The 19428-nt window shown below is 36.9% G+C and carries 18 protein-coding genes; 11 read left to right on the top strand and 7 right to left on the bottom strand.

What is annotated here, in order from left to right; all coding sequences use genetic code 11:
• Window positions 1–4 precede the first annotated feature (4 nt).
• Both ACWPWK_RS18305 and ACWPWK_RS18300 read right to left on the bottom strand, forming a co-directional pair.
• On the bottom strand, window positions 5–694 hold the full coding sequence (locus ACWPWK_RS18305) for an AraC family transcriptional regulator (protein WP_109372519.1): 690 nt from the start codon (window positions 692–694) through the stop codon (window positions 5–7).
• 96 nt (window positions 695–790) lie between these two features.
• On the bottom strand, window positions 791–1129 hold the full coding sequence (locus ACWPWK_RS18300; protein WP_109372520.1) for a tRNA-binding protein: 339 nt from the start codon (window positions 1127–1129) through the stop codon (window positions 791–793).
• A 263-nt stretch (window positions 1130–1392) separates the two neighbouring features.
• On the opposite strand from ACWPWK_RS18300, the gene ACWPWK_RS18295 reads away from it, so the two are divergent.
• Window positions 1393–1986, top strand: coding sequence for a GNAT family N-acetyltransferase (locus tag ACWPWK_RS18295; RefSeq protein WP_109372585.1), 594 nt, complete (start codon window positions 1393–1395; stop codon window positions 1984–1986).
• Between the two features lie 99 nt (window positions 1987–2085).
• Window positions 2086–2799, top strand: coding sequence for a MarC family NAAT transporter (locus ACWPWK_RS18290; RefSeq protein ID WP_099075216.1), 714 nt, complete (start codon window positions 2086–2088; stop codon window positions 2797–2799).
• On the opposite strand, the gene ACWPWK_RS18285 is transcribed toward ACWPWK_RS18290, so the two are convergent.
• Entirely contained in the window at window positions 2796–3467 is a 672-nt protein-coding gene (locus ACWPWK_RS18285; protein ID WP_109372521.1) for a transglycosylase SLT domain-containing protein, read from the bottom strand. The genes ACWPWK_RS18290 and ACWPWK_RS18285 overlap by 4 nt on opposite strands.
• Window positions 3468–4106: 639 nt before the next feature.
• On the opposite strand from ACWPWK_RS18285, the gene ACWPWK_RS18280 reads away from it, so the two are divergent.
• From ACWPWK_RS18280 to ACWPWK_RS18260, 5 genes are all read left to right on the top strand, one after another.
• Entirely contained in the window at window positions 4107–4964 is an 858-nt protein-coding gene (locus tag ACWPWK_RS18280) for a metal ABC transporter substrate-binding protein (RefSeq protein WP_244185027.1), read from the top strand.
• On the top strand, window positions 4961–5848 hold the full coding sequence (locus ACWPWK_RS18275) for a manganese/iron ABC transporter ATP-binding protein (protein WP_109372523.1): 888 nt from the start codon (window positions 4961–4963) through the stop codon (window positions 5846–5848). Before ACWPWK_RS18280 ends, ACWPWK_RS18275 begins: the two co-directional genes overlap by 4 nt.
• Before the next feature lie 2 nt (window positions 5849–5850).
• Entirely contained in the window at window positions 5851–6762 is a 912-nt protein-coding gene (locus ACWPWK_RS18270) for a metal ABC transporter permease (RefSeq protein WP_099073583.1), read from the top strand.
• Window positions 6759–7616, top strand: coding sequence for a metal ABC transporter permease (locus ACWPWK_RS18265; protein WP_109372524.1), 858 nt, complete (start codon window positions 6759–6761; stop codon window positions 7614–7616). The genes ACWPWK_RS18270 and ACWPWK_RS18265 overlap by 4 nt, the downstream gene beginning before the upstream one ends.
• 154 nt (window positions 7617–7770) lie before the next feature.
• Window positions 7771–8643 carry a fructosamine kinase family protein gene (locus ACWPWK_RS18260; RefSeq protein WP_109372525.1) on the top strand — a complete coding sequence of 291 codons (873 nt, stop codon included), beginning with the start codon at window positions 7771–7773 and terminating at the stop codon, window positions 8641–8643.
• Between the two features lie 135 nt (window positions 8644–8778).
• On the opposite strand, the gene ACWPWK_RS18255 is transcribed toward ACWPWK_RS18260, so the two are convergent.
• On the bottom strand, window positions 8779–9318 hold the full coding sequence (locus ACWPWK_RS18255; protein WP_109372526.1) for a YniB family protein: 540 nt from the start codon (window positions 9316–9318) through the stop codon (window positions 8779–8781).
• A gap of 204 nt (window positions 9319–9522) precedes the next feature.
• On the opposite strand from ACWPWK_RS18255, the gene hxpB reads away from it, so the two are divergent.
• The 4 genes from hxpB to ACWPWK_RS18235 all read left to right on the top strand — a co-directional run bounded on the left by hxpB (window position 9523) and on the right by ACWPWK_RS18235 (window position 13700).
• Window positions 9523–10191, top strand: a complete 669-nt coding sequence (hxpB, locus tag ACWPWK_RS18250) for a hexitol phosphatase HxpB (protein WP_109372527.1) — start codon at window positions 9523–9525, stop codon at window positions 10189–10191.
• A gap of 309 nt (window positions 10192–10500) precedes the next feature.
• Window positions 10501–11067: a metal-dependent hydrolase gene (locus tag ACWPWK_RS18245; protein WP_109372528.1), complete on the top strand. Its 567-nt coding sequence runs from the start codon at window positions 10501–10503 to the stop codon at window positions 11065–11067.
• A 243-nt stretch (window positions 11068–11310) separates the two neighbouring features.
• Window positions 11311–12702, top strand: a complete 1392-nt coding sequence (locus tag ACWPWK_RS18240; RefSeq protein ID WP_109372529.1) for an L-cystine transporter — start codon at window positions 11311–11313, stop codon at window positions 12700–12702.
• A gap of 143 nt (window positions 12703–12845) precedes the next feature.
• A complete protein-coding gene (locus ACWPWK_RS18235) occupies window positions 12846–13700 on the top strand; it encodes a hypothetical protein (protein ID WP_244185028.1) in 855 nt (284 codons plus the stop codon).
• An 87-nt stretch (window positions 13701–13787) separates the two neighbouring features.
• Here ACWPWK_RS18235 and htpX read toward each other — a convergent pair whose 3' ends face one another.
• The 3 genes from htpX to prc form a co-directional block, all read right to left on the bottom strand.
• Window positions 13788–14666 carry a protease HtpX gene (gene htpX / locus ACWPWK_RS18230; protein ID WP_088495802.1) on the bottom strand — a complete coding sequence of 293 codons (879 nt, stop codon included), beginning with the start codon at window positions 14664–14666 and terminating at the stop codon, window positions 13788–13790.
• Between the two features lie 430 nt (window positions 14667–15096).
• Window positions 15097–16449: an OprD family outer membrane porin gene (locus tag ACWPWK_RS18225; RefSeq protein WP_109372530.1), complete on the bottom strand. Its 1353-nt coding sequence runs from the start codon at window positions 16447–16449 to the stop codon at window positions 15097–15099.
• A 913-nt stretch (window positions 16450–17362) separates the two neighbouring features.
• Window positions 17363–19423 carry a carboxy terminal-processing peptidase gene (prc, locus tag ACWPWK_RS18220; RefSeq protein ID WP_109372531.1) on the bottom strand — a complete coding sequence of 687 codons (2061 nt, stop codon included), beginning with the start codon at window positions 19421–19423 and terminating at the stop codon, window positions 17363–17365.
• Window positions 19424–19428: the final 5 nt, after the last annotated feature.

The raw sequence follows: 19428 nt of genomic DNA, 5'->3' as shown, positions 1-19428 counted from the left end.
TGGCTTAATCTTGTCGATACTCAGTAGGACTTTTATTAAAGTATTGGCGAAATGCCTGACTAAAAGCAGAATGCGAGTCATATCCTACAACTAAAGCAATATTTTCAATATTTACTGATGTGTATTTTAATAATTCAGCGGCTTTGCTAAGTCGCTGTTGAGTGACATATTGCATCACAGATACTCCCACCTCTGCTTTCATTTTTCGTTGTAACGTACTCACTGACGTATTAAAAGCGCAAGCAATATCATATGTGGTTAATGGTGTATGTAATTTATTCACTAACCAAGCATCCAAACTATCGCGCCAACCTTTTTGTATTTTCATTTGAGCGAGTAATAAGCGTGTGATCGTTGAATATTGATCTGGAGGTTGAGGATATTGATGTAGCCACTCTAATAAACCAATGGCTGCTGGTGATAACACAAATTGTCCACCTTTCTCACTTAATTGCCATTGAGACGTTGCAGGGAGTTCTAGAATAAGATTTTTATTATCTATATTGCCTGAAAAGGCATGATGAATAGTTGGAGGGATAATCAAACAGTTTTGATTGGAAATCAGAAAATCTTCTCGATTGAAATTAACTTCCATCGAACCCGAAAGCCCGAAAATAATCTGCCATAAATTATCATGCTGATGAGATACCGTCTCTTGTGTATAACATCGCAAATGCAATTGAGGTAATAACAAAAGACACTCCTTTATATCCATCCTGCTATTGAATAATTACTATATCAAAACTCAGCCGAACATCACTATTTAAGAGTGTCTTATCAAGATACTTATTTACGCTAAACGCGAGCCATTTGGTAAAGGTAAGTTAAACTCAGTCAATACAATTGCTCCTGTTTCATCAGGTGCCCCTGTAATTAAAACTTCAGATTTTATACCTGCAATGCGTTTAACTGGAAAATTACATACACATAAAATACGACGTCCCACAAGCTCTTCAGGTGTATAGTTTACCGTAATTTGAGCACTTGAACGCTTTATACCTAATTCACCTAAATCAACTTCCATAACATAAGCAGGTTTATTCGCTTTTTTATTTATTTCTGCGCTAATAATCGTTCCTACTCTCATTTCTACTCGTAAAAAATCATCCCATTCAATTAAATCTGTCATTTTTTTACCAATCTATTGTGTTTATGGTTATATCACTATTACTGAATTATAGATTAACACGCATGATGCTGGCTCACCTGTGGCGAGACAGTCATTCTCTGTTGAGAAAGAGTCACTCACACTCTTTTTTCTCTATTTTCATCATTCTGAAATTTATCTACTTTTTAATAACTTTTTAAATAACCATATCAATTCATAAATTTGTTATGTATAAAAAGTATTCTTAAGAAATATGTTTTTATTCCCCCCAGAGAATATTTATGATGAAAAAAATAACAGAGTGGACAACATTAGAAGGAAAACTTGTGCGTTTAGTGCCCCTAAGTATGGAACACTACTCAGAACTCTATGAACTAATTGAAAAAGATAGACCCGATGAGCTTTGGTATACCACCGTTCCTTCAGTAACAGAATTACAACACGATATTGAGCATAAACTTCAGTTACAACAAAAAGGATTAATGTTACCTTTTACCATTATTTCTAAAGCTAATAGCCGTGTGGTTGGCATAACAACCTTTATGAATATTGATAGCCAAACTCCAAGATTAGAAATTGGTTCAACGTGGTATACCAAAGAAGTACAAAGAACAGGAATAAACACAGAAGCTAAATATCTCTTACTTAAATATGCCTTAGAAGACTTGCAATGCATTGCTGTTGAATTTCGTACTCATATATTAAATCAAACTAGCCGTAGAGCGATTGAACGACTTGGTGCAAAACTGGATGGTATTTTACGTAATCATAGATTAACGACGACGGGACAAAAAAGAGATACTTGCGTTTATAGCATTACTGATTATGACTGGGGATCGGTAAAAATGCATTTAGAATGGCTTATGAAAAAATACTAATAAACATTAAGAATATTACGAGGAAAATAACTTTTATCTCGTTTAATTTGTTATCATAATTACTCCTTAATTACCTGTTATTGGGAGCTTTTATATTCCATGCACTCTGTTTACCAGTTTTTTCAGGCTATCGGTCTTGGTCTTATTTTGCTTTTGCCTTTAACTAATCCATTAACGACTGTTGCTCTTTGGCTTGGCCTTTCAGGCAATATGACAAAGGAACAACGTAATCAACAATCCTTAATGGCATGTGTGTATATTTTCCTTATTATGACCATCGCGTTCTATGCGGGACGGATCATAATGACAACCTTTGGTATTTCGATCCCCGGTCTTCGTATTGCAGGCGGAATGATAGTTGCCTTTATTGGCTTTAGTATGCTGTTTCCAAATACACCTAATGTCGATGATCCTATTTCAGACGATAACAATCCACATCGTAATCCCAAAGAGCCTAATATTGCCTTTGTTCCTTTAGCAATGCCAAGTACCGCAGGCCCCGGAACAATTGCAATGATAATCAGTACGGCGGCTTCAATTCCCTCACGTACTGATATTGCACAATGGGTATTGTATATCGCCCCTGTGACAAGCTTCTTTTTAATTAGCGTTATTGTTTGGGTATCACTTCGCGGCTCCACCAGCATTATGAAGTATTTAGGCCACAGCGGTATTGACGCTATTTCTCGCGTAATGGGATTTTTATTAATCTGTATGGGCGTTCAGTTTATGATCAATGGCGTTCTTGAAATTATTGCTGATTTGCCAGCTTTATTAAAACAGGCTCAAGCCGCTGCTAATTTGCCAGATTAATTATCACCTGCATGGTAAGCCGCTCTCACTTTTGCTAAATAACGCGGCGCTTGAGAAGCTGGATGATTTTTTTCGACATAACGATAAAAATCATCCGCACTCATTGAATTAATTTTAGCGATGGCATTATCTCTATCTTTATCAAATGTTCTTAATAAAGCGCCTGCGCCATTCACATAAGCAAGGATAGTGGCGTAATAAAGAGTTTCAGGATCGGCAATACCAACAAGGTGGCGCTCTCTTAATAATTGAATATAAGCTGTACCCAAATCGATATTAATGGCGGGATCTTTTAGTTGAGCAGTTGTTGGCTGCCCTGCCTTACCTCTATTTTGGTAAACATCTCTTCCCGCAGTTGATGCTTTAATTTGCATTAATCCAACTGCATTTGATTTGCTAATAACTTCAGGTCTAAAGTTTGATTCAACTTGGATAATCGCCTTAATTAATGTTTCATCAACATCGTAACGGCTTGATGCTTGCTGTATATGGTTATCAAAAGGTGTTGATTTCCATTGTGCCGTTGAAATTGAAGCATTATTAACGCGGTTCTCTACTGGTTTTTGGCTTAAGAATCGTGATGTTTCTTTTTGAACAGGTTGACGAGCATGATCAGCACAACCAGCAAGAAGCAAAATTGCCAAAGAAAAGATGATGTTTACTTTCACGTTTTATCCTTTTGCATAAAGGGTTGTACGAAGACATGTTTTATATATCAATGATTTATAGATATATTATTCTATTTTCATGCAAAAATGCATGCTAAAATATGGCAAAACATGAGAAATAAATCAATCTATTACGACTTCTAGTGTGTGCGTTTTATCTCAAATCTATCCTATTCACAATATTATCTCCCAAATATATTAATCAGAATAGAATCTAGCCATAGCAGGTTTATATTGTGTTATTGCTTATTTTTTAATAAATAACGTGCGTTAAATGCAATGTAAAAGCGATATTGAAAGGTAGCGATAAAAACTGTAGAGACATAATCCACATTGGATTAATAAGGGAAAGTGTATTTTTATACGTAATAAAAATAACCTTTTACACAAATAGTTACGAACTATTGTTAATTTTTGTGACAAAACTCGACAATCTACTTAACATTTATTGGAATACATGTTGTTATCTTATTTCTGGTCGTTATCAAATGAAGCTTTTTACACAGAGATAACTTGACTTTTTTGAAATGATATTGATAATCATTATCAATTGAGAAAATAACTCTGCAACTATAAGGCAATAATAATATGGATATATTTCGCTCTGTAAACAAACTTTCACTTACGGCTTTATGCCTTATGGCATCCGTATTTTTAACAGCACCTACACAAGCAAAAGATAAACTAAAAGTCGTCACCACATTTACTATCATTCAAGATATCGCTCAAAATGTAGCTGGAGATGCAGCTATTGTCGAATCAATCACAAAACCTGGCGCTGAAATTCACGATTACCAACCTACTCCTAAAGATATTGTAAAAGCTCAAAAGGCTGATCTTATCTTATGGAATGGCTTAAACCTTGAACGTTGGTTTGAACGCTTTTTTAATGAGTTACGTAACGTACCTGCAGTTGTTGTCACTGAAGGCATCACACCAATGGCAATTAGGGAAGGTGCTTACAAAAACAATCCTAACCCACATGCGTGGATGTCACCGAATAATGCATTAATTTATATTGAAAATATTCGCAAGGCACTTGTTGAACACGATCCCGATAATGCGGCTATTTATAATCAAAATGCGGCACGCTACGCAGAAAAAATTAAACAGCTTGACGCACCATTAAGAGAAAGACTATCCCGTATTCCACAAGAAGCGCGTTGGTTAGTGACCAGTGAAGGTGCATTCAGCTATTTAACTAATGACTATGGCTTTAAAGAAGTTTATTTATGGCCCATCAATGCAGAAGAACAAGGCACACCACAGCAGGTTAAATATGTGATTGATACCGTTAGAGAACACAAGATCCCTGTTGTCTTTAGTGAAAGTACAATTTCAGATAAGCCAGCTAAACAAGTAAGTAAAGAAACTGGCGCAAAATACGGTGGTGTTCTTTATGTTGACTCACTTTCCGCTGAAGGTGGCGAAGTTCCTACTTATATTGATTTGATTACTATTACAGTAGATACAATTGCGAAAGGATTTGGGCAATGAACAATATAAAAGCTAATCCTACGTTGACTGTTGATAATGCCACAGTGACTTACAACAACGGTCATACGGCTATTTTCGATGCAAGTTTCTCTATCACTGGTGGTACTATTTGTGCCCTAGTGGGTATCAATGGTAGTGGTAAATCCACACTATTTAAAACCATTATGGGGCTGGTAAAGCCCTCTAAAGGAAAAGTGACGTTAAACGGTAGCCCAATCCAGCAGGCGTTAAAACAAAATATGATCGCCTATGTTCCACAAACAGAAGAAGTTGACTGGAATTTTCCCGTCCTCGTTTCTGATGTTGTAATGATGGGGCGTTATGGAAAAATGGGATTTTTTCGTATTCCTTCAAAACGTGACCATGAAGTTGTTGAAGCATCATTAGAACGCGTTGGCTTGTCAGGCTTAGGGCATCGCCAAATTGGTGAACTTTCTGGCGGTCAGAAAAAACGTGTTTTCTTAGCTCGAGCAATGGCTCAAGAAGGTACTGTTTTATTACTCGATGAACCTTTTACTGGTGTCGATGTTAAAACAGAAAATGCCATTATCGAGCTGCTGCGCAATTTGCGCGAAGAAGGCCACTTAGTTTTAGTTTCAACTCATAACTTGGGAAGTGTACCTGAATTTTGTGACCACGTTATTTTAATCAATAGAACAGTGTTAGACAGTGGTCCAACTGAAACGACATTTACACAGAAAAACTTAGAGCACGCATTTGGTGGTGTTTTACGTCACATTAGCCTATCGGGTTCTGATCTTCATGATGATGACGATCCTCGTTCACTCACTGTCATTACCGATGATGAACGTGCTGCTGTCTTTTATGGTCATCAAGAAGAACACACTCCAGCGCACCAAAGCCAGCGCAAACAAGGAGATTAGCCATGCTAGATTTACTCCTACAACCTTTTGAATATAACTATATGGTGAAAGCAATTTGGGTGAGTGCCTTAGTCGGTGCTGTCTGCGCTTTTCTTTCATCCTATCTTATTTTGAAAGGTTGGTCGTTAATGGGAGATGCCCTTTCCCACTCAGTTGTTCCCGGTGTTGCGGGGGCTTATATATTAGGTTTGCCTTATGCAGTCGGTGCTTTTTTTACGGGTTTGCTTGCCGCATTATCAATGACATTTATTCGTCATATCACACGCCTTCGTGAAGATGCCGTTATTGGTTTTATTTTCTCCACTTTTTTTGCCTTTGGCCTGTTGCTGGTTTCGCTTAAACCGACAGCCGTCAACGTTCAGACCATCATTCTCGGAAATATTTTAGGTATTGCTGATGAAGATGTATGGCAAGTTGTGATTATTACAGGTGTCTCTTTCTTAGTTTTATTTTGTATTTGGAAAGACTTGCTGGTGGTTTTTTTTGATGAAGTTCATGCAAAATCAATCGGCTTATCGCCACTAAAATTAAAAATTATCTTTTTTACTCTTTTGAGCGCATGTACTGTTGCGGCTCTTCAAACTGTTGGCGCCATTCTTGTCATTGCTATGGTAGTGACTCCTGGTGCAACGGCTTATTTACTCACAGACCAATTCAAACGACTTGCCATTATTGCTATCTGTATCGGCACAATCACAAGTGCAGTAGGCGCTTATCTTAGCTACTTCTTTAATGGTGCAACAGGTGGTGTGATTGTCACAATGCAAACATCACTCTTTTTGTTGGCTTTCTTATTTGCCCCTAAACACGGTATGTTAGCCGCTCGCCGTCGTGCTCGTCAGAGTTCACAACAGTTGATCACACAATCTCATCAGCATAAAGGATCAACAAAACCAGAAGAGGTGAAACTATGAATGAGTTGATGGAGTTTTTCATTGAGCCTTTTCAATACCCGTTTATGCAACGCGCTATTATTGCAGCCATTATCATAGGTATCGCCTGTGCAATTTTATCTTGCTATATGGTATTAAAAGGCTGGTCTTTGATGGGAGATGCAATCTCTCACGCTGTTTTACCCGGAGTTGTTCTTGCTTATGTCACCGCAATCCCGTTAACAGTAGGCGCCTTTCTTTCAGGTCTATTTTGCTCTTTTGCCACGGGTTATTTAAAAGATCACAGTCGCATTAAAGAAGATACTGTGATGGGAATTGTGTTCTCAGGTATGTTTGCAGTGGGTTTGGTCATTTTTGCCAGTGTCGATACAGACCAACATTTAATGCATATTTTATTTGGTAATATTTTAGGCATTACACCTGATGTATTAACTCAAATTAGTATTATCTGTGTAATCACCATCACTATTATGCTTGTTAAGCAAAAAGATTTTATGCTTTATTGCTTTGATCCTAACCAAGCAAGGATTGTTGGTTTACCTGTCACATTATTGCACTATGGATTGTTGTCTATTTTGGCATTAACTATTGTTGCTTCAATGCAGGCTGTTGGGATTATTTTAGTTGTCGCCATGCTTATTTCACCGGGGATCACCGCGTATTTATTAACACGCAGTTTTTCACGCATGATTATGTTAGCAATTGTATTTTCTGTCGCATCTAGCGTTATAGGGACATTTATTAGTTTCCATATTGATGGAGCAACAGGCCCATGTATTGTGCTAACGCAAGCTGTATTCTTTATTATTGCGTTACTCTGTAATCAGATAAAATTGGCAAAAATAAAGCGACAAACAAAACCCGCTAACGCCTGATAATATTCTTTATCTTAGCAAAAACGGGATAATCATCCCGTTTTTTAGCTTTATACTTTATTGGTTTAATTAAAGTGTTATTGTCATAGTATAAACATCGCTCGTTATTATTTTATTTGGGTCTACTAAGTAAACAACTTTGCGAGGTGTAAGTATGTGGCAGAATATAGGTCGTTTACTGGAATCAAACTTAGGATTTTCAGCAAAGATAAACGAAAAAATCCACCTTTCTAGTGGCGATATTCATCATACATGGAAAATTTATTATGGTGAAACGCCAGTTTTTGTGAAATCTAATTTGCGTGAATTTCTGCCTAATTTTAAAAATGAAGCAGAACAACTCGAAATGTTGGCAAAAAGTCAAACCATTCGAACACCTCGGGTTCTTGGTATCGGTAATAGTAAAGATGCCAGTTTTCTACTCCTTGAATTTTTGCCTGTTCAACCATTTACACCTCATAGCGCCTACTGTTTTGGACAACAACTAGCAAGACTACATCAGTGGGAAGATCAACCTAGCTATGGCTTTGATTTCGACACCCAAATCGATACAACACCTCAACTCAATAGCTGGGAAAAACGCTGGAATCACTTTTATTCAGAAAAACGTATTGGTTTTCAGCTACAACTAGCTTCTGAGAAAGGCATGATTTTTGGGGATATCGACGAGATAATTCAAATCATCAATCATCGCCTTGCTGATCATAATCCACAACCCTCTCTGCTTCACGGCAACTTATGGCCTAAAAACTGTGCTGCGATTGGTCAATCAGAAGGTACGGTATTCGATCCTGCTTGTTATTGGGGAGATCGAGAGTGTGATATCGCGATGTTACCACTTTGCACAGCAGTGCCTGCAAATATTTTCGATGGTTATCAAAGCGTTTGGCCATTATCAGATAAGTTTTTATCACGTCAGCCTATTTACCAACTCTATTTCTTCCTCAACCGTTGTAATTTATTTGGGGGCGAAGAAAATTATTTAGAAGTCAGAAAAATAATTGATGACCTATTAGCAACACCTTAATAGGAAAAGTGTGAAGTAGCTCTGAGACAAGATACATAAACTAAAAAATATAACCTCGCCAGATTCGGTTGTGCGAGGTTTATTTTTCCCTTCAGTTAATATCAATGAACCGTCCTCGTTCACTTTAAAGCAGTATTACCATCCTAAAAATTTCATCAAGAAATAACCTATTGCAATAACAACCAAAGGTGACAGATAAAGCACCATAATTTGAGTAAAGATAGTATGTCGCGGTAATTTGATATTTTGTTGCAACTCCTCAGCCGTCACACCACTTTTCATTGCGCGTTCGATAATAAGCTGATCTTGTATATTTTCTTTCAAATATTTCACTTGGCGATAAATTCGTAATCCTGATGCGCTGAATGCTAAACCAATAAACATAAAAAGAAAAATGACAAAAAAAGTGATATTTTCTTGGCTAAACCCCATTTGAGTATTAGGGATAGGTGAATTTCTCCAGAAAAAACCTAAAAAAGGTGTGTTAAATTGCACCATTTCCGCTAATACACGAAAAAAGTCATTAATTACGGCATTTACACCATCACCACTTGGGCGTTGTATTGCAGCCAATCCTGTCAATGATACGGCTGTCGAAATAAAGGCAGGAATAAAAATAAGCCAGCCAAGTACACGCTTTAAAATGGCATACAATCCTGCATATTGATAACTCATCACATCCTCACTAGTAGAATTCGTCAATATTTATCTGTTTTGTTTATCGTAGTCTAATTAACGGCTAATACGACAATAAATTAATAGTAGCTATTCTCTCTATTTATTTTACAAAATAAATAAGAAACTGATTAAAAAGATTTTCCTTGTAACTCTTGCTACAATCGCCACTCGACAACATAGACCTTATTTATGGAGAGTAACATGTCTTTTAAATTTCCTATTGAAGCTGCAATATTTGATATGGATGGTTTATTAATCGACTCTGAACCATTTTGGCAGCAAGCAGAACATGAGGTCTTTGCTGAATTAGGCGTCGATTTATCCCTTGCATCGGCAATGCCCGATATGGTTGGGTTAAGAATAAATGAAGTCATTGATTTATGGTATAGAGCATCACCTTGGCAAGGCGTTTCAAAACAAGAAGCAAAACAAAAAATGGTTTCTCGTGTTGTCAAATTGGTTGAAGAAACAAAGCCACTATTACCAGGTGTTGAACATGCCTTAGAACTTTGCAAATCATCAGGGTTAAAAATTGCACTTGCTTCAGCATCTCCTGATTTTATGCTTGAGCGTGTACTTGAGTTGTTTAATATTCGTCATTACTTCTCAGCCGTCGTGTCTGCTGATGAATTACCACACAGCAAACCACACCCTGAGGTTTATCTAAACGCAGCTAAAGCACTTAATCTTGATCCTATCCACTGTGTCTCATTAGAAGATTCTCGCAATGGTATGATTGCTTGTAAAGGTGCAAGAATGCGCTCTATCGTTGTACCAGCAACAGAACAATTTAATGATAAACAATGGGGCTTAGCTGATGTAAAAATTGCATCACTCAATGAGCTAACACAACTGCATTTATTCGGCTAATTTCCATAAATAAAAAGGATATCTTGCCTTGTCAGATATCCTTTTTGTTCTATTTTTAATGTTTATCGCCTCGCGAGCCATTTTCTACTTTTAAGTATTCCTCTTATATATTTTGCTTACTGCCATTCGCTGTTGTCTTACTTTTTAGTTTCTTATCCTAAATTCGATCATTTTTAAATCAATCAAATAAAATACTCCCGTTATTCCTTAATATTTAAGACAATTTTTATCTTTTTTGTCTGTTAGTTATCGTCAAAACCTTTTATACTTCATTACTGTATAAATGAACAGCAAACGAACAGATATGGAATGACAGCAGAAGGACATCTACTTTTTTCTGTGGCAACACTTGTGTTAGCACAGAAGCTTGAAATAACACCAGCTCTTGCTGATGGTGATTGGTTTCACATGATCCCTGCTGTCTTATTAGGCTCACTTCTTCCTGATTTAGATCACCCTGGCTCTATTCTTGGGCGATTATTCCGTATTATTTCTCTGCCGCTATCAAAGCTCTGTGGTCATAGAGGTTTTACGCATAGTTTACTTGCGTTTTGTGGTTTAGCTATTTTGTGGGAAACCCAAGTTTCACCACGTTGGGATATTTCTGCCGATATCTTCCATGCCCTTTTATTGGGTTATCTTAGTCATCTCATTGCAGATATGTTAACTCCCGCTGGCGTTCCTTTTTTGTGGCCTTTAAAAATGCGTTTTGCATTACCTATTTTAGGTAAAAAGAATAATAAAAAAGGCGAGAGATTTATCTCTGTTTTGATCCTTGTTGGCGCACTTTTTTTACCTCCACACCTTACTGTTACACTGCCTTCGCAAGTCAACAACTGGTTACAGATGTACCACGATAAGCGCACTAATTTTTAACACACCCTGACAAAACCCTACATTTTTCTATTTATTTATAAATTCTTACATCTTTTTATTCCTACTTTCCTTGTTTTTATAACCAAACGATTATATAAAATAATAATTAATTATAAAAAGTTATTAACAATCCTGTTACCATATAACGAATTGATGCTGTTATATCCTTTCTTATTACCTAAGAACTCATATCGCATACAATCGTTGAAATTATATAAATAAAGATCTCGTTGGAGAGTTAAGATGAATTTTCCGTTAATCATTAACGTACTCGTCTTTGTTGTGCTATTACTCATCTTGGCTAAATTAAGTCAACGTCAGTGGAGCCTTTCAAAGAAAGTTCTTGTTGGTTTAGTTTTTGGTGTCGCTTTTGGACTAGCGCTACACGCATTTTATGACTCACACGATCCTATTATTAAAGAATCTATTCTTTGGTTTAATATCGTGGGCAATGGCTATGTACAGCTGTTACAAATGATCATTATGCCATTAGTATTTGCCTCTATTCTTAGTGCTGTAGCTCGTTTGCATCAAGCATCATCACTAGGAAAAATCAGTGGTCTCACTATTGGTACACTGTTATTTACCACAGCTATTTCTGCCTTAATCGGTATTGTTATTGCTAACCTATTTGGCTTAACAGCAGAAGGCTTAGTACAAGGTGAACAAGAAGCACAGCGCTTAATTGCGCTTGAACAAAATTACATGGGCAAAGTTTCTGACTTAACGATGCCACAGCTTATTTTGTCATTTATTCCTAAAAATCCATTTGCTGATTTAACAGGTGCAAGCTCAACATCGATTATTAGCGTTGTTATCTTTGCAACTTTCTTAGGCATGGCTGCATTGAAATTACTCAAAGAAGACCAGCCTCGTGGTGAGAAAGTTTTAGCCGCGATTGATTGCCTACAATCATGGATCATGAAGCTGGTTCGTATTGTTATGATGTTAACACCTTATGGTGTAATGGCTCTAATGACTAAGGTTGTTGCAAGCTCAAATATGCACGACATCATTCAATTAGGAAGCTTTGTTGTTGCCTCTTATGTTGCTATTGGCTTAATGTTTGTTGTTCATGGATTACTGGTCAGCTTCACGGGTTTAAACCCTATTAAATTCTTCAAAAAAGCGGGGCCTTTATTAGCATTTGCATTTACAAGCCGCTCAAGTGCTGCAAGTATTCCGTTAAATATTGAAACTCAAATTAAACGTGTTGGTGTACCTGAATCTATCGCAAGCTTCTCATCGTCTTTTGGTACAACAATTGGTCAAAATGGTTGTGCGGGTATTTACCCTGCGATGTTAGCTGTTATGGTTGCGCCTACCGTGGGAATTAACCCATTAGATCCAATGTGGATCGCAACTTTAGTGGCTATCGTAACTGTTAGCTCTGCTGGTGTTGCTGGCGTGGGTGGTGGTGCAACATTTGCAGCCCTTATCGTTTTACCTGCCATGGGCTTACCAGTGACATTAGTTGCCCTGTTAATCTCAGTAGAACCGTTAATTGATATGGGACGTACAGCATTAAACGTTAGTGGCTCCATGACAGCGGGTACAATTACCAGCCAAATTATGGGACAAACGGACAAAGCTGTCTTCAACCAAGATGAAGAAACTGAGCTTACCGTAAAATAAACGTTATCTACCTCTATTGATAAAGCCAGTTCATTTGAACTGGCTTTTTTTGTATCTATATTAAGTTACGTATCTTCTATCTATTTAATTCACCGATATCAATAAAAAACTTATAAATATAACAAGGTAAAATCGTGCAAAAAATGATGCGAGTTTTACGTAAACTCTATAAATATGAAAATAGTCAATATAATCCAGAACGTCAGGTTTCACTGTATTCCCTTGATATCCTGTCAGAAAAAGAAAAAGCCTTGTTGTCTGAGTCCAATTGGCAACCTAATATCATAGAAAAATTTGCTGATCACACTGATGTTATTTCGAAATTAAATAGCTTAAAGAATAATCCATTACTCACCCAAAAGCGTTGCTTAGATGCTTTTGTTGCAGGTGTTGGAGGCAGTTATCTTAGAGGTCGCTCTGTTCTAGGGGCTTTTCATAAATTACAAAATTTGCCATTACATAATTATGAAGAAAAACCTCAATATGCCTGCTGTTGGGTTTGTAGTGATGGGGATCAACAAAAACATATTAATGACAGCTATTTTCAATATTGCCTCTATTATGGTAATTCTTATACGGGCAATCCCTCTTATGCTTACTTAAATTTAAAACATCTACTGACCGTCGCGCCAGTCAGTCCAACATCCGCAGATAAAGAGATCTTTAAGCAATTACTCCATTTATTACGCCAATCTCCAGAAGATGAAACTCCGGGTAAGTTTGAAAAGCGGTTAAATGAAGCTAAATTAATTTCTGGTGATAAATATACCAAACGAGGTATTTTGCACTCACTTGCCTTAGTTGGTGTTATTCCCAATGCGTATATTCCATTATCTTTGGATCATTGGGCTAATTTCGGCGATATTACCATTGCAGAAAACCAACTTAATAACACAAAAGGTCGCTCTGATATGGAAATGCCGTGGGCAGGCTGGAAAGGCAGCCTTAAAATTGATGAGGAAAAAGTGGTGACATACTTTGGCGAATATTTAGATTAAAGCCCTATTCTTCACAAATAGAAAGCGCCCAATACTTTCATATTGAGCGCTTTAATTTTTTGAGAGTTGGCGATTAAAATCTCAATCTTATTTCAGATACTCACCATTGCGCAGTGCTTCAATACGCTTATCTAATGGCGGGTGAGATAAAAATAACTCGCTGAATGACTTATTACGGCCATTAATACAGAAAGCCATCATGCTACTTTCTTCTTGCGGCTCGTAACTCGTTTTCAAACGTTGTAATGCAGCTATCATTTTCTCACGGCCAACAAGCTTTGCAGAACCAGCATCCGCATGGAACTCACGATAACGAGAGAACCACATTGTAATAATGCTGGCAAGAATACCGAATACAATTTCCAGAACCATTGAAACTCCCATATAGACCCATGGGTTTCCATTGCTATTTTCGCTCTCTTCATCATTAGAAATAAAGTTAGCAACAAATTGAGCGATGATACGAGAAATAAAGATAACGAAGGTATTCACAACACCTTGCAGTAAGGTCATGGTTATCATATCACCATTAGCGACATGGCTAATTTCGTGGGCAATAACCGCTTCTGCTTCATCACGGCTCATACTAGCTAACAAACCAGTACTCACGGCCACCAGCGACGCATCACGACGAGCACCTGTCGCGAACGCATTAATATCAGGTGCATCATAAATTGCTACTTGTGGCATTTTAATACCGACTTGTTCAGATTGTCGTCTTACCGTATCTAATAACCAACGCTCTACTTCTGAAGTTGGGTTTTCAATAACTTGACCACCCACTGAACGTAATGCCATCCATTTTGACATTAATAGTGAAATGAATGCACCACCAAAACCAAATAAGCCCGCCATGATCATCAAGCCTTGAACACTACGACCTTGTATACCTGTTAAAGATAAGATGATCCCAAAAACAAACATAACGGCTAAGTTTGTTAACAGGAATAAAGCAATTCTCATCATATTGATACTGTTCCTATTTTATCTAATTATCACATTGCTAAAACTGTCTTATAAATAAGGCTTTTTTAGATTTTATCAAGCCTTTTAACTTATTTAATATTAAAAACGATATAACTTTACATTTTGATAAAAAAATAGCCAGTGAACACCTAATATTAGGCATCATTTAAAACTTAAGTATAAAGTGTGATTGATAATAGATGATATGAATTTTCTGTTTTGTCGAACGGAAGGAATTTATTTAAGAAAGGCTTGTATTGTTTAATATCATGACAATGGGTTTACCATAAAAAAACAGCGTAAGTTAGCATATAGACGCCATCTTTTACGATAATCGATAGAGCAGCTATCTCTGTATTTTTATGCACGACTCACAATGTATGCAAGTCGTGCATCTGATATGAGCAATAAACTCAATTAACGCTATAGGTTACATTTTAAAACGATATGTTGTTGTCATAGAGCCAGACAATGAGTGAGCTCGTTGTGAGTGACCATCATAAAGTTTTGGTGTGGTATAGTCGTTTTCTTGCTGGTGGTGCCAGCCGATACCACCGCTTAAAGAAACAGAAAGATTCGCGGTTGGTTTCCAGTAGCTAAATAAACCAAACTGTCCTTGTTTTAATCTTTCGCCAGAATAGCTGAATTCACTATAGTTGGTACGCGCACCAACAGACAGTTCTTTGCTAACTCTGTATTCAGCTTCCAATGCACCCATAACCTCACCATCACGTACATAGTCGATATCTGCGTAAGCAGGTGAGTTAAAGCGTCCACGGGTATTACCAATTGGATTACGAGCAAATTGACCAACACCATTAGCTTTTTCTGCATCGGTATATGTCACACCTGTACGTAACGTCCATGGTGACTCTGGAATGCGCCATTCCATAGTACCTGCAAAGTGCCATGCGTCATTATCAAAGTTACGTTTACCCTTATTGGCATCACTTAATGTACGTTTACCATCACTACCGTAATCATGATAATAAACAACACCGCCAACAGTAACATCTGAGGTTAATTTATATTTTGCTTCTAAACCATGTTGACGGAATACATCATCCGCTTGACCATAGAAATAAAATACTTTTAACGGTTTGGAGTTGTAGTTAATGCCACCAGTCAGCACATGGTCGATATTATGTCTAACGCCATTACCATCGCTAAAATACATTCTGTCGATATTTGGACTATCACGACGCATTACTTTACCGTCAAGGAATAGTAAATCTAGGCTCCAGTCGCCCATTGCAGTGTTAGTTGCATAACCATTGTAGCTGTTTAATGATAAACGCTGTGAGTTTGTAAAAATACCGGTATTTTTCAGAGTAAACCAACCCGCTTTACCGTTAATTAATACAGGATCTAAATCGAATTTAACTTTTGCAAAACGTTGACCAATTTTGTTATAGCCTTTTGCTTCGCCATCATCATTATATAAGATTGCACGAGAGGCGAAGTCTTTACTTGCACCTAATTTGATACCACCATAATAAGAGACATCAAATCCTAGAATGCCACCTAAATAACCTGATCTGAAATCAGCTTGGAAGTTTTGCCCCCAAGCATTAGCAACTTGCTTTCTGTAGCGTTGCTCTTCTTTATCAAAGCGGTTTTCAGTTTTCAAGTATTTCCACATATTGATTGTAGAAAGTTCAAGTTCTGAATCTGAAATAAACGCGCTTTCTTTAATTGAGTCTTCCCAATTCGCAGCATTAGCAGCGCTTACCGCTAAGAAGCAAGGAGACAACATAAACAATACTATTTTTTTTACTTTCATTTAAATGCAACCTGGTTAATAAATATTTGAATTAAGTTATACTGACTTATATTCAGCAAGTTTAATAAAACACCATTTCTTTATTTAGCTAAAAAATAACCTTTGATTAAATTTATAGTTGCACCATTTTCAAGCAATAGAGTCATTTTTTGGCATAAAAAATCCAATATGGATACTTCACCATATTTATATTCACTTATTTTTTTGCAATAAAATCCTATAAGCAAATTATAGATTATTTGCCTTTAGTCATTATCCCTTACGTAGAGAACCTTACTCTGAAAATATATTATTTTAGTTATGATATGTTGCTCTAAAAATATATTTTTGAACTTATAGAATAAAGATAACTCATCATTTAGGTAAGATTTTAGCTAACGCGTCAATATCCAAAAATGACGCAAATATTTCATAATCTGTATACTATAGTAATCTTATGTCAATTTTAGAGATCATTGTCACAACATGTTACATTTATTACAATAGACATGCCTTCAAATGAGATCTTAATCACAATAAATAATCCCTTTATCTTTTCATTCCACTTATTAGATAAGAAACTCACTTCTTATCTAAAAATTAACCTAGTATTCTCTCTTATAGCTTACAAAACTTATTCAAGATATATTTCGAATTAAAAATTAAGTGACATAAAGTAAAATTTAAATATCTATTTATTAATAATTATTTATATTACTGGTAACTTAATATAGTGAATAACTAAAAATATGAAGGGTTCTATCCAAGAAGATATTATTGGTTTTGTTAAGAAGATTTTTGATGAAAAGCCTGATGAGCATTGATTGGCAATGATAATCTTATATCTTGATCAATATATATACAAAACCCCCCAGCAATTGGTTATCCAACTATTGGGGGGTTACTTTAAGTATCCGTTGTTATAACTGATAACTTAATTTAATAATTTCTTAGGCTTAAGCACTTTTGAGAGATCAACCGCAATTGCAGCTGTTTCATCTAAATAAGGATCTGGCCCTTCATAATCCTTAGGCAAATCATCGAGTGATTTCAACGCAGGCTTACCCTCTAATTTAAAACGCTCATTAATGCGGTTTAATTTAATGGCTTCTAGCTCTTTGTTTTCTTTCTCTCTTTCAGCGAAGTTTAAGATAACAAATTTATCTTCACCTTTTGCTTTAGCATCGTTATAACGCTGAATATCAGTAAAGATGTATGAAAACTCTCTGTCATTTGCAATGCGCTTAGTATGCTGTTCAGTTAATGGTGCTAACGCCGCTTTCAGCTTGTCTGAATACTCAGATAGCTGATAACTTGCTGGAGAGATACTATCCCAAGGCAATGCGTTATCTTCAAAACTTTCACCCATTTCAGCACTATCAAAGCTTGGTAACAGCAAATCAGGTGTTACCCCTTTAAGTTGAGTACTACCACCATTAATTCGATAGAATTTTTGAATAGTGTATTGCACTGAACCTAAACCAGGCCAATCAGGGCTTAGCATTTGATCGTAAACACGGGTTAATGGGCGATATTGCTGAACTGTTCCTTTACCGAACGTTTGCTCACCGACAATTAATGCTCGTCCGTAGTCTTGCATTGCAGCAGCAAAAATTTCAGAGGCAGAAGCACTAAAGCGATTCACGATAACAACCAGTGGCCCTTTATAATACACGACATCATCTTTATCGAAATCTTGTCGTACACGACCATTATTATCTCTGACTTGCACAACGGGACCACTTGGAATAAATAATCCTGAAAGTGAAATCGCCTCGGTTAATGCTCCACCACCATTGCCGCGCAAATCAATGACCAAAGATGAAACATTATCTTTCGCCACTTTTTGTAACTGTGTTTTTACATCATTGGTTAAGCCAACATAGAAGCTTGGAATATCCAAAATTGCAACTTTATCACCGTTAATTACTTTTTCAGTTAGCTTAACCGCTCTGTCTTCTAAACGGATTTGCTCTCTGACTAACGTGATTGTTCTTGGTTTAGCGCCTTTCTCATCAGAAATAACTTCTAATTTTACTTGGCTACCTTTCGGCCCTTTAATCAAAGCAACGATATCATCAAGTCGCCAGCCGACAACATCAACCATCGTTTTATTTTGTTGCCCTACAGCAATAATTTTATCGCCAACTTTCAACTCTTTGCTTTTTGCAGCGGGACCACCCGTTACCATAGAGTTGATCATAGGATAATCATCATCCATCTGTAATACAGCGCCAATGCCTTCTAAGGATAGACTCATTTCAGAGTCAAAGGCTTCGGTATTTCTTGGTGATAGATAACTTGTATGAGGATCAATTTCGCGGGCGAATGCCGACATAATGATTTGGAAAACATCTTCGCTTTGGCTTTGCGTTTGACGACGTAATGCAGCTTTATAACGCTTAGTGAGTGTCTCTTTAACTTCGCTATCTGTTTTTTCAGATAGTTTCAGCGTTAGCCAATCATATTTTACTTTTTCATCCCAAAGTTTATCTAGCTCAGCTTGAGTTTGCGGCCACGGCGCTTTTGTTCTATCTAACTCAAACTTATCTTGACCAGTTAAATCTATGGGTTTATCTAGGCGGTTTAAGGCGTATTGAAAACGTTCAAAACGTCTTTTTTGCGCTAAATTAAAAAGATCATAAAGGGGCTGAAGCTCACCTTTTTTCAGATATTCACCTACTTTGGTTTTTTCTTTATCAAATTGGGCAATATCTGATGCTAGCAACACATTGTGGCTATAATCTAATAAATTAAGATAGCGATTAAAAATCTTTTCAGAAAAGCTCGCATCTAGCGAGAACTGACGGTAATGAGAGCGTTCAAAACGAGAGGTTACTCGCTCGCTCACGGTAGAATGCTGTGGCTCTTGCTTTAAGTCGGGTAACTGATCAATAGTTACCATTGCTGGGGTGGCTGGTTTCTCAGCCATCACAACAGAAGTGCCTGTTAACGTTAATCCGATTGCAAAAGCCACATTTAAAAGTTTGTTCATGCTCT

Source organism: Proteus sp. Marseille-Q3619 (assembly GCF_965283115.1).
Note: the sequence above shows the minus strand (reverse complement) of the source record. Positions and strands in the feature narration are given on the sequence as shown.